13 protein-coding genes are annotated in these 15,425 nt (G+C 60.5%); 5 read left to right on the forward strand and 8 right to left on the reverse strand.

Annotation, left to right across the window (positions count from 1 at the left end):
• The first annotated feature begins 1 nt into the window (after nucleotide 1).
• Complete coding sequence (locus tag BT204_RS12100) at nucleotides 2-3,145, forward strand: CusA/CzcA family heavy metal efflux RND transporter (RefSeq protein WP_072446960.1); 3,144 nt, start codon at nucleotides 2-4, stop codon at nucleotides 3,143-3,145.
• Nucleotides 3,146-3,288: 143 nt separating this feature from the next.
• On the opposite strand, the gene BT204_RS12105 is transcribed toward BT204_RS12100, so the two are convergent.
• The 3 genes from BT204_RS12105 to BT204_RS12115 form a co-directional block, all read right to left on the reverse strand.
• Complete coding sequence (locus tag BT204_RS12105; RefSeq protein ID WP_072446962.1) at nucleotides 3,289-4,680, reverse strand: heavy metal sensor histidine kinase; 1,392 nt, start codon at nucleotides 4,678-4,680, stop codon at nucleotides 3,289-3,291.
• A complete protein-coding gene (locus BT204_RS12110; RefSeq protein WP_032893695.1) occupies nucleotides 4,677-5,351 on the reverse strand; it encodes a heavy metal response regulator transcription factor in 675 nt (224 codons plus the stop codon). Before BT204_RS12110 ends, BT204_RS12105 begins: the two co-directional genes overlap by 4 nt.
• A 336-nt stretch (nucleotides 5,352-5,687) precedes the next feature.
• Nucleotides 5,688-7,007: an OprD family porin gene (locus tag BT204_RS12115; protein WP_054921782.1), complete on the reverse strand. Its 1,320-nt coding sequence runs from the start codon at nucleotides 7,005-7,007 to the stop codon at nucleotides 5,688-5,690.
• A 226-nt stretch (nucleotides 7,008-7,233) separates the two neighbouring features.
• On the opposite strand from BT204_RS12115, the gene BT204_RS12120 reads away from it, so the two are divergent.
• The 3 genes from BT204_RS12120 (at nucleotide 7,234) to BT204_RS12130 (ending at nucleotide 9,615) form a co-directional block, all read left to right on the forward strand.
• A complete protein-coding gene (locus BT204_RS12120) occupies nucleotides 7,234-7,566 on the forward strand; it encodes a DUF2790 domain-containing protein (protein WP_014716799.1) in 333 nt (110 codons plus the stop codon).
• A 96-nt stretch (nucleotides 7,567-7,662) separates the two neighbouring features.
• Nucleotides 7,663-8,979, forward strand: coding sequence for a methyl-accepting chemotaxis protein (locus BT204_RS12125; protein ID WP_072446964.1), 1,317 nt, complete (start codon nucleotides 7,663-7,665; stop codon nucleotides 8,977-8,979).
• A 60-nt stretch (nucleotides 8,980-9,039) separates the two neighbouring features.
• Nucleotides 9,040-9,615 carry a flavin reductase family protein gene (locus BT204_RS12130; RefSeq protein WP_072446965.1) on the forward strand — a complete coding sequence of 192 codons (576 nt, stop codon included), beginning with the start codon at nucleotides 9,040-9,042 and terminating at the stop codon, nucleotides 9,613-9,615.
• Nucleotides 9,616-9,743: 128 nt separating this feature from the next.
• Here BT204_RS12130 and BT204_RS12135 read toward each other — a convergent pair whose 3' ends face one another.
• Nucleotides 9,744-10,553, reverse strand: coding sequence for an AraC family transcriptional regulator (locus tag BT204_RS12135; RefSeq protein ID WP_072446967.1), 810 nt, complete (start codon nucleotides 10,551-10,553; stop codon nucleotides 9,744-9,746).
• 162 nt (nucleotides 10,554-10,715) lie between these two features.
• Here BT204_RS12135 and ddlA point away from each other — a divergent pair, with 162 nt between their 5' ends.
• Nucleotides 10,716-11,813 (forward strand): D-alanine--D-alanine ligase, encoded by a 1,098-nt coding sequence (ddlA, locus tag BT204_RS12140; protein WP_072446969.1) that lies wholly within the window; start codon nucleotides 10,716-10,718, stop codon nucleotides 11,811-11,813.
• A 22-nt stretch (nucleotides 11,814-11,835) separates the two neighbouring features.
• On the opposite strand, the gene BT204_RS12145 is transcribed toward ddlA, so the two are convergent.
• The 4 genes from BT204_RS12145 to BT204_RS12160 all read right to left on the reverse strand — a co-directional run bounded on the left by BT204_RS12145 (nucleotide 11,836) and on the right by BT204_RS12160 (nucleotide 15,298).
• Nucleotides 11,836-12,150, reverse strand: coding sequence for a helix-turn-helix domain-containing protein (locus BT204_RS12145; protein WP_019817027.1), 315 nt, complete (start codon nucleotides 12,148-12,150; stop codon nucleotides 11,836-11,838).
• Nucleotides 12,137-12,379 (reverse strand): hypothetical protein, encoded by a 243-nt coding sequence (locus BT204_RS12150; protein WP_197986766.1) that lies wholly within the window; start codon nucleotides 12,377-12,379, stop codon nucleotides 12,137-12,139. The genes BT204_RS12145 and BT204_RS12150 overlap by 14 nt, the downstream gene beginning before the upstream one ends.
• Nucleotides 12,380-12,650: 271 nt before the next feature.
• The gene (gene ggt / locus BT204_RS12155) at nucleotides 12,651-14,480 is read right to left on the reverse strand and encodes a gamma-glutamyltransferase (RefSeq protein WP_072446971.1); all 1,830 of its coding nucleotides are present in this window, start codon (nucleotides 14,478-14,480) and stop codon (nucleotides 12,651-12,653) included.
• A gap of 38 nt (nucleotides 14,481-14,518) precedes the next feature.
• Entirely contained in the window at nucleotides 14,519-15,298 is a 780-nt protein-coding gene (locus BT204_RS12160; RefSeq protein ID WP_072446973.1) for a PhzF family phenazine biosynthesis protein, read from the reverse strand.
• Nucleotides 15,299-15,425: the final 127 nt, after the last annotated feature.

Genomic DNA, 15,425 nt, shown 5'->3' on the forward strand with positions numbered 1-15,425 from the left:
CATGTTTGAGCGCCTTATCCAATTCGCCATCGAGCAGCGCATCATCGTGTTGCTGGCGGTGCTGTTGATGGCCTGTGTCGGCATCGCCAGCTATCAGAAACTGCCCATCGACGCAGTGCCTGACATCACCAACGTACAGGTGCAGATCAACTCGGCGGCGGCCGGTTTTTCGCCGCTGGAAACCGAGCAGCGCGTCACCTTTCCCATCGAAACCGCCATGGCCGGCCTACCGGGCCTGCAGCAGACGCGATCGCTGTCGCGTTCCGGTTTGTCCCAGGTCACGGTGATTTTCAAGGACGGCACCGACCTGTTCTTCGCCCGCCAATTGGTCAACGAACGCCTGCAAGTGGCCCGTGAGCAATTGCCTGACGGCATCGAAACCGCCATGGGGCCGATTTCCACTGGCCTTGGGGAAATTTTCCTGTGGACCGTCGAAGCCGAGGACGGTGTGCGCAAAGAGGACGGTACGCCTTACACCCCCACCGACCTGCGGGTGATCCAGGACTGGATCATCAAACCGCAACTGCGCAACGTGCCAGGCGTGGCCGAGATCAATACCATCGGCGGCTTCGCCAAGGAATATCAGATTGCGCCAGACCCCAAGCGCCTGGCCGCTTACAACCTGACCCTCAACGATCTGGTCACGGCGCTGGAGCGCAACAACGCCAACGTCGGCGCCGGCTATATCGAGCGCAGCGGCGAACAGTTGTTGATCCGCGCGCCGGGCCAGGTGGCGTCTATCGACGACATCGCCAACATTGTCATCACCACCTCGGACGGCACACCGATCCGCGTGCGCAATGTGGCCCAGGTCGACATTGGTCGTGAGCTGCGTACCGGCGCCGCCACCGAAAATGGCCGTGAGGTGGTGCTGGGCACGGTGTTCATGTTGATCGGCGAGAACAGCCGCAGCGTGTCCCAGGCGGTGGCGAAAAAGCTTGAGGAGATCAACCGCTCGCTGCCCGAAGGCGTGGTGGCGGTCACTGTTTACGACCGCACCAACCTGGTGGAAAAAGCCATCGCCACGGTGAAGAAAAACCTCTTCGAAGGTGCGTTGCTGGTGGTGGCGGTGTTGTTTCTGTTCCTGGGTAATATCCGTGCAGCGCTGATCACTGCGATGGTGATTCCGCTGGCGATGCTGTTCACCTTCACCGGCATGTTCACCAACAAAGTCAGCGCCAACCTGATGAGCCTGGGCGCGCTGGACTTCGGCATTATCGTTGACGGTGCGGTGGTGATCGTCGAGAACGCCATCCGCCGTCTGGCCCACGCACAGCAGCGCCACGGCCGGTTGCTGACCCGCAGTGAACGCCTGCACGAAGTGTTCGCCGCGGCCAAGGAGGCACGACGCGCGCTGATCTTCGGGCAGTTGATCATCATGGTGGTGTACCTGCCGATCTTCGCTCTCACGGGCGTGGCCGGGAAGATGTTCCACCCCATGGCATTCACCGTGGTGATTGCCTTGCTCGGCGCGATGATTCTGTCGGTGACCTTCGTACCGGCGGCGATTGCGTTGTTCGTCACCGGCAAGGTCAAGGAAGAAGAAAACTTCGTCATGCGCAGTGCGCGTCGGGTGTATGGCCCGGTGCTCAACTGGGTGATGGTGCGTCGGCCCCTGGTGTTCGGCCTGGCCGCACTGACCATCGTCGTGTCGGGGTTGGTCGCCAGCCGCATGGGCAGTGAATTTATCCCCAGCCTCAGCGAAGGTGACTTTGCCCAACAGGCGCTGCGTGTGCCTGGCACCAGCCTGACCCAATCAGTGCAGATGCAGCAGCAACTGGAAAAAACCTTACTGGCCCAAGTGCCGGAAATCGAGCGGGTGTTTGCGCGCACCGGTACGGCGGAAATCGCCTCCGACCCGATGCCGCCGAATATTTCCGACAGCTACGTGATGCTCAAACCCAAGGACCAATGGCCGAACCCGAAGAAGTCCCGCGAGGCAATCATCGCCGATATCCAACGGGCCAGCGCGATTGTGCCGGGCAGCGTGTATGAGCTCTCGCAGCCGATCCAGTTGCGCTTCAACGAGCTGATTTCCGGAGTGCGCAGCGATGTGGCGGTGAAGGTGTTCGGCGATGATATGGCGGTGCTCAACCAGACTGCCGGGGAAATCGCCGAGACCTTGCAGAAGCTCAACGGCGCCTCGGAAGTGAAGGTGGAACAGACCTCCGGCCTGCCGGTGCTGACCATCAATATCGACCGCGACAAGGCCGCTCGCTTCGGCCTGAATGTGGGTGATGTGCAGGACACCATCGCCGTCGCTGTCGGTGGGCGCCAGGCCGGTACGCTGTACGAGGGTGATCGGCGTTTTGACATGGTGGTGCGCTTGTCCGACACGTTGCGCACCGATATCGACGGCTTGTCACGGCTGTTGATCCCGGTGCCGGCGCTGGCGAGTAGTACCTCGGGGCAGTTGGGCTTTATCGCCTTGTCCCAGGTTGCCAGCCTCGACCTGGTGTTGGGCCCCAACCAGATCAGCCGCGAGAACGGCAAGCGCCTGGTGATCGTCAGCGCCAACGTGCGCGGGCGCGATATCGGCTCGTTTGTCGAGGAGGCCGAAGCCGCCATCACTACCCAGGTGAAAGTCCCTGCCGGTTACTGGACCACCTGGGGCGGCCAGTTCGAACAGTTGAAGGAGGCTTCCGAACGCTTGCGCATCGTGGTGCCGGTAGCGTTGCTGTTGGTGTTCGGGTTGCTGTTCATGATGTTCAACAACCTCAAGGACGGCCTGCTGGTGTTTACCGGCATCCCCTTCGCGCTCACCGGCGGGATCATGGCCTTGTGGCTGCGTGATATTCCGCTGTCGATTTCGGCGGGTGTGGGCTTTATCGCCTTGTCGGGCGTCGCGGTGCTTAATGGCCTGGTGATGATCGCCTTCATCCGAAACCTGCGCGAGGAAGGCCGCTCGTTATCGGTGGCGATCCACGAAGGCGCGTTGACCCGCTTGCGCCCGGTACTGATGACCGCGCTGGTGGCGTCCCTCGGGTTTATCCCCATGGCACTCGCCACCGGCACCGGCGCCGAAGTGCAGCGTCCATTGGCGACGGTGGTGATTGGCGGGATTATTTCTTCGACTTTGCTGACCTTGCTGGTGCTGCCGGCGTTGTACCAATGGGCTCATCGCCGCGATGAAGAGGCTGCCTGACAACCGTGAAAACGCCGCAATGTGCGGGCTTACCCTCTGTAGGAGCGAGCTTGCTCGCGAAAAAACCACAGGCGCCGCGTTTATTCAGGAAACACGCGTTATCGTTGACGTTTTTCGCGAGCAAGCTCGCTCCTACATTGGGCCTAGGCTGGCTTTGAAGGAAACACCAGGCTGAACCGCGTAAAACGCCCAGGCTGGCTGGTGACATGAGCATGCCCCTGATGCAAATGCATGATCGATTTCACGATGGCCAGCCCCAGCCCGGTGCCGCCCTCTGCACGGGTACGGCTGCTGTCGGCGCGGTAGAAACGTTCGAACAGGTGCGGCAGGTGGTGCGCTTCAATGCCTCGCCCCGGGTTGCCCACCGACAGCGATACGCTCTGCTCGTAGGTCTCCACCAACAGCAACACGGTAGAGGCCTCGGGTGTGTGGCGAATGGCATTGGACAACAAGTTGGAAATCGCCCGCTGGATCATCAGTCGGTCGCCGGTCACCCAGGCATCGCCGCGCAGGCTCAGGGTGACGCCTTTATCTTCGGCGCTCAGGGCAAACAACTCCATTACCCGCTGGGCTTCCTGCGCCAGGGACACCTCGGTGAATGAGGCCCGCGCCGCCGGATGGCTGACCTGCGCCAGAAACAGCATGTCGCTGACAATTCGCGCCAGGCGCTCGAGTTCTTCGGTGTTGGATTCCAGCACCGCCTTGTATTCCTGCGGCGGGCGCTGTCGCGACAGGGTCAACTGGGCCTTGCCCATCAGGTTGGTCAAGGGCGCGCGCAGTTCGTGGGCCAGGTCATCGGAGAATTGCGAGAGTTGCTGCACACCGGCATCCAGGCGGTCGAGCATCACGTTGATGCCGTGGGCCAGTTCACCCAGTTCGTGGGGCAGGTTGTCCACAGACAAGCGATGGGTGAGGTCTTGGGTGGTGACTTTCGCCGCCACCTGGCTGAACTGCTTCAACGGCGCCAGGCCCCGTTGCACCAGCCACCAGGCGCCCATGCCAATCAGTATCAGCAGTAGCGGCAGCGCAATCAGCGTGGCGCGCAGGTAGGCACTGAGCAATGCCTGGTCGTCCATGCGGTCCAGGGACAGCAGCACCCGCACGCGTTCACCGTTGGCCAGGCGCATCAAGCTGGAGGCACTGAGTACCTGGTTGCCGTAGCTGTCGACCCAATTGAGGTAGCCCAGGGTTTCCCGTGGCTTGAAGTCGGTGAGCAGTGGTTCCTGGGGCTTGCTGCCGACGTTCAGCAGCACACTGTTATCGGGCGCGGTGCCGACGATGGTCAGGTGGAAATTGTCGTGGCCGATCACCAGGTCCATCAGCGAGTGCGGGCGGGCGCGGATGGCATGGGCGTCCAGGCCCAGGGCCAGGCTGTGCTGGATCTGTTCCATCTTGCTTTCCAGGTTTTTTCGCGCGAGTTTTTCCAGCTCATGGGTGAGGGCCAGGTAGGCCAGGGTCGCCAGCAGCAACACCAGACCCGCGCCCATCAGGCTGACCGTCAGGCCCAGGCGCATCGACAGGCTGCCGGTCTTCATGGGCGCGCTTCCAGCACGTAGCCTACGCCGCGAATAGTGTGGATCAGCTTGACCTCGCTCTGGTCATCCACCTTGGCGCGCAGGCGGCTGATGGAGACTTCGACCACGTTGGTGTCGCAGTCGAAATTCATGTCCCACACCAGGGAAATAATCTGTGTGCGGGTCAGCACTTCGCCGGCCTGGCGCATGAGCACTTGCAACAGTGCGAACTCCTTGGTGGTCAGGTCGATGCGCCGGGTGCCGCGATAAGCGCGGTGGCGGCGCGGGTCCAGTTCCAGGTCCGAGACGCGGAACACTTCCGGCTGTGGAATGTGCTCGCTGCGACGCATCAGGGTGCGCACGCGGGCCAGCAGTTCGGGAAACTCGAACGGCTTGACCAGATAATCGTCGGCGCCCATGTCCAGGCCCTTGATCTTGTCAGCCAGCCGGCCACGGGCGGTGAGCATCATCACGCGCTGGGTGCCGTTGCGGCGCAATTCTTCCAGTACTTGCCAGCCATCCTTGCCCGGCAGGTTCACGTCCAGAATCACCAGTTCATAGGCGTGTTGCCCGGCCAGGTGCAGGCCGTCGATACCATTGGCGGCGCAGTCGACCACGTAGCCACTTTCGTTCAGGCCCTGTTGCAGGTAGTCGGCGGTTTTCTGCTCGTCTTCAACCACAAGAATACGCATGGGGGTTACCTCTTGAATTAGGGGAGAGAAGGCGCCCATGTCCCTATGGCGGCGGGTTCGGAAGTGGGAAAAGTCTGAAGGCTAAAGTAGCTTTAGGGTCAACTGCGACCGTCGGTCGCATGTGTCGCAGGCAAAAAAAACGCCCCAAGCGGGGCGTTAAAAATTCATCTCTTTCCAAAGGAGCTACACAAAAGCTTCAGAGATGAATGTGCTCGGGTGAATAAGTTGAAGCGAGTATAGAAAGTTCCACTTAACGAGAAGCTGAGGCCAATATTACAATTTTGATAACTGGCTATTTGTGAACAGGTGTTAGTTAATCGCGAGCGAATGTAAGGGCTACAGCACGACCAATGGGTATTCGGCAATCAGACGAACTTCTTCCAGGTCTGATTCAAACGCACTGGAGCGCACGGTGGCCTGGCGCAAGCGCAGGGACAAATCCTTCAAACGCCCACTTTGCACCACGTATTTGGCCTCGATATCCCGTTCCCAGCGGCGTTGATCGGTCAAGGGGTTACCCGCTGCATCGCGGCGCATATACACGGCATTGGCGTTGCTATAGTCGGCGCCGGTGCCTTTGCCGTAGCGGGTCATGAACGACAAGCCGGGAATGCCGAACGCTTGCATGTCCAGGTCGTAGCGCACCATCCATGAGCGCTCCTTGGGCGCGTTGAAGTCGCTGTACTGGATGGAGTTATTGAGGAAGATCGAGTCTGATTGGCGCAGGTAGTCGAAGTCATCGTCGCCGTTGTTACGCTGGTGCGACACGGCCACGCTGTGGGCACCGACCTTGACCCCGAGCCTGGCGCTCCAGATGTTGTTGTCGAACTCGCCGAGCCGTTTCTGGCCTTCGTCCACGGCCTTGTAGTAGTTGAAGTCACCGAACAATGACACGTCGTCGGTCAATGCGTAATTGGCATTGCTGCCGAAGTAGTACTGATCCCAGGCGTCCTTCAAGCGGCTGCTGTACAGGCTAAAGCCCAGATGGCTGTTGAGCTGGTAGTCACCGCCGAAGTAGGCGATCCAGGGCGAGTCGACCTTGCCTGCATAGAAGGTGGCAAAGCCTTTGTTCATGCCGCTTTCACTGGGCTGGCTCATGCCGCTCAGGCGCCCGCCTTGCAGGCTCAAGCCTTCCAGACTGGTGTTTTGCAGGGTGACGCCGCGAAAGCTCTCGGGCAACAGGCGAGAGTCGCCGTAGGCCACCACCGGCGTAAGTGGGAACACGTCGCCGGCCTTGATCACGGTGTCCAGCACGCGCAGTTTCGCCGCGCCGCCGATTTTGCTGTAGCTGTTTTCCGGCTGGTTGTCGCTGTTCACCGGCAGCACGCCGAACGAGCCTTTGCCGCCGCTGCGGCCGCTGCCCGAGTCAAGTGTGAGGCCGTACATGGCGAATGCGTCCAGGCCAAAACCCACGGTGCCCTGGGTAAAACCGGATTCGAATTTGCCGATGAAACCCTGGGCCCAGGCTTCGGAGTAACCATTGCCAGTGGGGCTGGACTGGCCTTTGCGGTCATCGCGGTTGAAGTAGAAGTTGCGTGCCAGCACGTTGATGCGGCTGCCCTCTATAAAACCCTCGGGCTTGTCCTCCACTGCCATGGCGGCCATGGGCAGTGCAGCCATCAGTGAAAAGGGAAGGGTGTAATGACGAATGCTCATGATGCGCTCCTCGGTGATGGCAGTTATCGGCTTCTTATAGAGGCGGGCGTTTTTATTGATCTGGCCCTGGCTGATAGTTGCAAATGGCGGATAACAACTGCATGGCTTGCACATTACAATTCTGGAAACTAACGACCATCTAACAAATAAGTAATGTTCTGGTGAACCTGCCGTCAGGGTGGGTTGGTTAATCTCGACACTGAACTTTTCAGTCGAGGAAACCGCGATGAACTTTTATAAAGCAGGTTTGGCTGTATTAACGGCTGTGTTGTCATTTGGCGCACTGGCCGAAGGGGGTGGGGACCGCACCTTTGCCCTGATGATGGAGCGCAATGAGAAAGCCATGGCCGCGTACGCCATCAAAAAAGGCAAGCCGGTGCCTGAGGTCCAGGCGTACCGCTATGGCATGGACCTGGACATTGCCAAGGTCGTCAACGTGACGCCGCCGATCCGCTCGTGCAACGCCGTACCGTCGCGCATGACCTACGAAGACTCCAGCGGCAAGCTCAATACCCTGGAATATCAGGTCATGGGCGTATGCCGTAACAATGGCGGTTGAAAATATAGTTCGGCCCAGGGCTCAAGCGCTCTTCAGAAAACCCCGGCAGCGCCGATGCAAGTGAGTACACCTACCTCACTTGCCTAACGGTGCCCCATGTTCAATACCCGCCTGAAGCAGGAGCTGACCGCTCTGCGCGAAGAATTGTCGAGCTTGCTCCAGGTGAAAGAGAGCCTGGAAAGCGAAATGCTCTGCCTGACACTGGACCCTGAAGGCCGTGTGGAGTGGGCCAATGCCAACTTCCTGCAGGAGCTGGCTTACTCGCTGGGCGAGATTGTCGGGCGCGCGATCGAAGACCTGGTGCCGGCCCACGTGCGCCAGGACGAGTTCCAGCTGCGCTTCAAGCACGCGCTGGCCCGCGGCGAACACTTTGCCGGCGCCGTGCGCCTTATGCGCGGCAATGGCAAGGAAGCCTGGTTGCGCTCAATCGTGCAGCCGGTGCGCAGTTCGGAGGGGCGCATCAAGCAGTTTTCGATGTTCTCCAGCGACCTTACTCGCACCATCGAGAGTTCGCGTGAACATGAAAACCTGATCACCGCGCTGATGCGTTCTACCGCGTTGATCGAGTTCGATCTGGAGGGGCATGTACTCACCGCCAATGACCGCTTCCTCGGCGCCATGGGTTACAGTCTGGCGCAGATCGAAGGCAAACATCACAGTATGTTCTGTGAACCACAGGAATACAACAGTGCCGAATACCAACAGTTCTGGAAGCGCCTGAACGCCGGTGAGTTCGTCGCCGCGCGCTTCAAACGCGTGGACAGCCACGGCCGCCTGGTGTGGTTGGAGGCCACCTACAACCCGGTGCTGGACGCCAATGAGCGGTTGTACAAAGTGGTCAAGTTCGCCACGGTCATTACCGACCAGGTCAACCGCGAGCAGGCGGTGGCCGAGGCCGCCAATATTGCCTACAGCACCTCGTTGCAAACCGACGACAGCGCCCAGCGCGGTACCACTGTGGTCACCCAGGCCGTGGACGTGATGCGCGACCTGGCCCAGCACATGCAGCAGGCCGGTGAAGGCATCGAGGCGTTGAATGCCCAGTCCCAAGTGATCGGCAGCATCGTCAAGACCATCAGCGGCATTGCCGAGCAAACCAACCTTTTGGCGCTCAACGCCGCCATCGAAGCGGCGCGTGCCGGTGAGCAGGGGCGTGGCTTTGCGGTGGTGGCCGATGAAGTACGGCAATTGGCGTCACGTACCAGCAAAGCCACCGAGGAAATTGTCGGTGTAGTGCGCCAGAACCAGGACATGGCCCGCGACGCGGTGGCCTTGATGGCCGACGGTCGTGCGCAAGCCGAGCAGGGCCTGGCCCTGGCGGCGGAGGCGGGTACCGTGATCGTCGAGATTCAGGACGGTGCGCAAAAAGTAGTGAGTGCGGTCGGGCAGTTTGCCAATCAGCTGTCGAGCTGACCTGTCGGGCTTGTGCTTGAGGTATCGTAGGTCTTTTATCGCTTGCAGAGCTGATCGACCATGAGCCCTACGTTCCGTCGCCCCGTACCACTGTCCAAGGCTTACCGTTTGCTCAACCACGGGCCGACCGTGTTGGTGAGTGCAGCCCACAACGGCCAGCGCAATATCATGGCCGCTGCCTGGGCCATGCCGTTGGATTTCGAACCACCGAAAGTCGCGGTGGTGCTCGACAAGGCCACCTGGACCCGCCAGCTACTTGAAGGCGCCGGCACTTTTGTGCTGCAGGTGCCTTGTGTTGTGCAGGCTGATCTGGTGCAGACGGTGGGCAATACCCGCGGCGTTGAAACCGACAAATTCGCAGCCTACGGCCTGCACTCTTTCAGCGGTGAGCACACCGAGGCGCCGATGCTGGAAGGCTGCGTGGCCTGGCTGGAATGCCGCTTGCTGCCCGAGCCGCATAATCAGCAGGCCTATGACCTGTTCCTGGGCGAAGTGGTCGCGGCCTATGCTGATGAGCGGGTATTCAGCGAGGGCCGCTGGCATTTTGAAGGGCATGATGAACTGCGCACGTTGCACCATGTGGCGGGCGGGAATTTCCTGGCCATTGGCCAACCGATTGTCGGGCGCCAGCTCTGACAGAGGCGCAAAGCCACGAAGATCAACTGTGGGAACTGGCTTGCCTGCGATGGCATCACCTCGGTGTACCTGATGTACCGAGGTGTCTGCATCGCAGGCAAGCCAGCTCCCACAGTCCAACCCAGTACTCAGCGTCCGAGCATTTTCACCCAACGCGATGGCGGCATGCCGTAGGTGCTGCGAAATTGGCGGGTCATGTGGCTTTGGTCGGTGAAGCCTGCGGTCATCGCCGCATCCACCAACGATTGGCCCTGGGCCAATAAGTGGCGCACCAGGTCCAGCCGGCGCATGGTCAGGTAGCGGTAGGGGCTGGTGCCGAACAACAGACGAAAATCCCGCGATAACGCCCAGCGGTCGCGGCCGGCATGGTCGGCAATTTCATTCAGGGTGATGCTGCGGCCCAGGGCGCTGTGGATGAATTCACGGGCGCGTTCGGCCGCGACGTAGTCGAAGGATTTACGGCGAATGAGGGCCCCGGACGCAGCGCTCAGCGCGTGGGCCAGGTCGAACATAGCGTCTTGTTCTTGCATCGGGTCTATCGGGCAATCCAGGCTCTGCAGCAACACTTCGCTGGCGCGGTGCAGCCGTGGGTCGGTGGACAAGCCGCCGGGGATAAACGGCAACGGCTGCCCACCAAGGATCTGCTGGATCAGCGCCGGCTCCACATAGATCATCCGGTACTTGAAGCCTTCGTCGCTGCCAGCGCGACCGTCATGGGTTTCATCCGGGTGGATCACCATGGTGGTGCCAGGCAGGCTGTGGGTTGTGCCGCCGCGATAATGAAAACTCTGTACGCCGAACAACGTGCGCCCTATGGCGTACGTGTCATGGCGATGAGGGTCGAAGGCGAAGCCGGCAAAGTACGCCTCGATACGGTCAAGGCCACTGGCGTGGGGCGCGCGGTGCAGCCAGTCGAGGGAGTGGATGGGGTTGCCCATGGTGACTTGTCACAAAAGGAAGTGGAAACACGTTAACTGAGTCTGCACCGGTTGTCTGCTGGGGTCTTGTACGATTGTGCAGGTGTGGGGCAATGCACATCGGGTAGCGAATCGCTAACCACCCATGGTAAGAAGCCTTACTTTCAACAGTGAGGCCGGGTCATGAGCAAGGTGCGGGTAGGGATTATTTTTGGTGGCCGTTCGGCTGAGCATGAGGTCTCGCTGCAATCGGCGCGCAACATTGTCGATGCCCTTGATCGCTCACGCTTCGAGCCGGTTTTGATCGGTATCGACAAGGCCGGTCACTGGCACCTCAATGACACCTCGAACTTTCTGCTCAACCAGGAAAACCCGGCACTCATCGCCCTCAACCAGTCCAACCGTGAATTGGCCGTGGTGCCCGGCAAGGCCAGCCAGCAAGTGGTGGAAACCTCCGGGCAGGGCATGCTGGAACACATCGACGTGATCTTCCCGATTGTCCACGGCACCCTCGGCGAAGACGGCTGCCTGCAAGGTTTGCTGCGTATGGCCGACTTGCCCTTCGTCGGCTCCGACGTGCTCGGCTCGGCGGTGTGCATGGACAAAGACATCAGCAAGCGCTTGCTGCGCGACGCGGGTATTGCGGTCACGCCGTTCATCACCCTTACGCGAGCTAATGCGGCGCGCACCTCGTTTGAAACGGCCGCTGGCAAGCTCGGTGTGCCGATGTTCGTCAAGCCCGCCAACCAGGGTTCGTCGGTGGGGGTAAGCAAAGTCGGCAGCGAAGCCGAGTACCGCGCTGCCGTTGAACTGGCGTTGGGGTTTGATGAGAAGGTGCTGGTGGAGTCCGCCGTCCAGGGCCGTGAGATCGAATGCGCCGTGCTGGGCAATGACGAGCCCATCGCCAGCGGTTGTGGCGAGATCGTGGTGAGCAGTGGTTTCTATTCCTACGACAGCAAATACATCGATGGCCAGGCTGCTCAGGTGGTGGTGCCGGCGGCGATCAGTCACGAAGCCAGCGAACGGATTCGCAGCCTGGCCATTGAGGCGTTTGAAGTGTTGGGCTGCGCCGGGTTGGCGCGGGTGGATGTGTTCCTTACGCAGGACGGCGAAGTGCTGATCAACGAGATCAACTCACTGCCCGGTTTTACCCGCATCAGCATGTACCCCAAGCTGTGGCAGGCGGCGGGCATGAGCTACAGCGAGTTGGTGAGCCGGTTGATTGAGTTGGCGTTGGAGCGGCATGCGGGGCGCAAGGGCTTGAAGATCAACCGCCAGTGATTGGCCCGAAGCAGTAACGCGATCAGGCGTTACTGAGTACTTCGCGAAAAACGTCCGGCCTTATGGCCGCAATATGCAGTAGCGAACGTGCTGCTCCGGAAGGTGCGCGACGCCCTTGCTCCCATTCTTGAAGGGTTCTTACTGACACGCCCAGAAGCTCGGCAAATTTGGGTTGTGAGAGCCCTGTCTTGCTTCTTGCTTCGGCAGCCTGAGTGACCTCAACGTGCTGCACGGCACCGTAACGTCCCGCTTTGACATCCTGAATGGCTGTGAGTAGTTCTTCGCCTATATTGCGTTTGGCGTCACGTTCCTTCAGTTCTTTATCAGTGAGTGGCATGGTTCATTTCCTTTGCGATTTTGTACAGGATATGTGCCGGAATATTCTCCGTGGCGCTCTTGCCATAAATCAGTAGCGCGACGACTGCTCCGCACTCCAGTTGTGTGGTGTAGATGACCCGCACTGATCCACTTTTACCCCGGCCCTCCATGCTCCAGCGTATCTTTCGGCAACCTCCCGAGCGCGGGATGACATTTCCAGCATCAGGATGGCTGGCGAGAAACGCCATGAAGATACCTTTTTCATCTTCAGTCCAATAGTCAGGCCATTGCCTGCTGAATAGAGGAGATTCTATGAGAGTGAGCACGCGAAATTCTACGTCTTTGACGTAGCCTCTGGCAAGAAAGGGCGGGCCAGAAAATCGCAGGTGAGATGGGGCTGCTCAAGAAGGTTTTTATCGCAAAAGATGACATGGCACTTTGAGTTCTGGCGCTCCGCGTAGGATTTAAGGCGTAAGGGTGCAGGTCTTTTTTATAAGCCTGTACGGATAGATCAACGTCTTAGTCACCCAACGCCTCACCTTCACGCCGAGGGTCAGCACCGCCACTGAGCGTCACCTTGCCGTGGGCATCCCGTGTGCGCACGATGGCCTGCACGCCGCTGGTCATCTCGATCTCGCTCAGGGCGTGGCCCTTGTCCTTGAGCACCTGTTTCAGCTCCGGGCTGAACAGCCCAGCTTCCAACTCGGTAGCACCATTGCGACTGCCGAAGTTAGGCAGGCTGATGGCCGCCTGCGGGTCGAGCTTCCAGTCGAGCATGGCCACCAGGGATTTACTCACGTACTCGATGATCTGCGAGCCGCCGGGGGAGCCGACGGTAGCCAGCAGTTCGCCTGTCTTGCGGTCGAACACCAGGGTCGGCGCCATGGCCGAGCGTGGGCGTTTACCCGGTTGTACGCGGTTGGCCACAGGCTGGCCGTTTTCTGCGGGGATGAACGAGAAGTCGGTCATCTGGTTGTTGAGCAAAAAGCCCTGGACCATCACATGAGAGCCGAATGCCGCTTCAACCGTGGTGGTCATCGACACGGCGCCGCCCTGGTCGTCCACCGCCACTACCTGTGAGGTGGAGATGCGCAGCGGCGAGCGGTCTGGTGCGTACGCCACCTGAATACCGGCGGGTTGGCCGGGCTTGGCGATGCCCATGCTGCGCTCGCCGATCAGCGTGGCGCGTTGTGCCAGGTAACCTGGCGCGACGAGGCCGGCGACCGGGACGGGGGTGAAGTCTGCATCGGCCACGTACAGCGCGCGGTCGGCAAAGGCCAGGCGCCCGGCTTCGGCGAGCAGGTGCACGGCCTCGGGTGTCGGCTCAAGCCCGGCCGGCGAAACACTCTTGACCGGTGTCATGGGGGCGATGGCCAGGCGTGGGTCGCGGGTTTCCAGCGCCTGCAATGTCCCCAGGATCTGCGCCACGGCAATCCCGCCCGAGGACGGCGGTGGCATGCCGCAGACCTTCCATTGTTTGTAGTCGGTGCACAGCGGTGCGCGCTGCTTGGCGGTGTAGCCCTTGAGGTCGGCCTGGGACAGGCTGCCGGCATTGCGATGGCCCTGTACCTTGCGTGCGATTTCATCGGCAATCGGGCCTTGGTATAGCGCATCCGGCCCTTCCTTGGCGATGCGCTTGAACACCGCGGCCAGTGCCGGGTTTTTCAATCGTGTACCGGTGGCTTTTGGCGAGCCGTCGGCATTCAGGAAGTACGCCGCCATGTCGGGTGATTGCGCGATAAAGCGGTCAGCGGCGATCAAGCTGTGCAAGCGTGGGGAAATGGCAAAGCCTTGCTCCGACAGACGAATTGCCGGCTCGAACAGCTTGGCCCATTGCAGGTGGCCGCTCTTTTTGTGCGCCATCTCCAGGGCGCGCAGTACGCCCGGCGTACCCACCGAGCGCCCGCCAATCTGCGCATCCGTGAACGCCATCGGCGTACCGTCGGCCTTCAGGAACAGACGCTCTGTCGCCCCGGCCGGTGCTGTTTCACGGCCGTCATAAGCCTGCACCTGTTGTCCATCCCACAGCATGATGAATGCACCGCCGCCGATGCCGGACGATTGCGGTTCCACCAGAGTCAATACCGCTTGCATGGCAATCGCCGCATCAATGGCTGAGCCGCCTTGACGCAGCATTTCACGCCCGGCTTCAGCGGCCAGTGGGTTGGCGGCGGCGGCCATATGGCGCTCGGCGTGGCGGGTGCTCAGGTCGGTGCGATAGCCCGAACCCAGCTCTGGCGCCGCAGGCTGTTCGTTGACGGGCGTGTGGCAGGCTGCGAGGGCCAGGGTTGCGGCGATGACTGTCAGGCTGCGGCGGGAAATCAAAAACACGCGCTGAACTCCGTTCATGTTGAGAAGGTGCTGTGGTCCTTGGGCTACTGCGTTTTTTACAGGTAAATCGTGCCTTGCATGTACAGCACGGCCTTGCCGGAAATAATCACCCGGTCACCCTGGAGTTCACAGCGCAACTGGCCCTTACGCTGGCCGCCTTGTTCGGCGCTCAATTGCGGCTTGCCCAGGCGCTCGGCCCAGAACGGTGCCAGCGAGGTGTGCGCCGAGCCGGTAACCGGGTCTTCATTGACGCCCACATTCGGGCCGAACCAGCGCGAGACAAAATCAAACCGCGTGCTCTTGGCGGTCACCGCAATGCCGCGTTTAGGCAGGCCCTTGAGTCGCGCAAAGTCCGGTGCCAGGGCCGCTACCTGCGCTTCATCCTCCACCAGCACAATATAGTCGTCGGTGCCAAACACCTCGGCGGTTTCAAGCCCCAGGGCACTCAACATGCCGTGGGGCGGCTCGCAGCGTTCGGGTTTCTTTGCCGGAAAATCCATCGCCAGCTCATCGCCGTTGCGCGTTACCCGCAACTCGCCGCTACGGGTGGCAAAGCGAAGAACCTGCGGGGCGTCCGCCAATTTGTGGATCAATACCCACGCGGCTGCCAACGTGGCATGGCCGCACAGGTCCACCTCAACTTCCGGCGTGAGCCAGCGCAACTCATAGAACTCGCCACGGGGTACAAAGAATGCGGTTTCCGAAAGATTATTCTCGGCCGCGATCTGCTGCAGTTGCTCGTCGGGCAGCCACTCGGTGAGCGGGCACACTGCTGCCGGGTTGCCGCCGAAGGGATGGTGGCTGAAAGCGTCGACTTGGTAGATGTCCAGTTGCATCGGGGGCACTCCGTGTTCAGGGGAGGCTGGACACTAACAGTGGGGTAGGGGGGCGTCAAAATACAGTTAGGGAGTTTTTTGCGCGCATAAAAAAACGGCCTACCTTTCGGTAAGCCGTTTTTAGTAC

Source organism: Pseudomonas sp. NFPP02, from assembly GCF_900119355.1.
GTDB classification, from domain to species: Bacteria; Pseudomonadota; Gammaproteobacteria; order Pseudomonadales; family Pseudomonadaceae; genus Aquipseudomonas; species Aquipseudomonas paracarnis.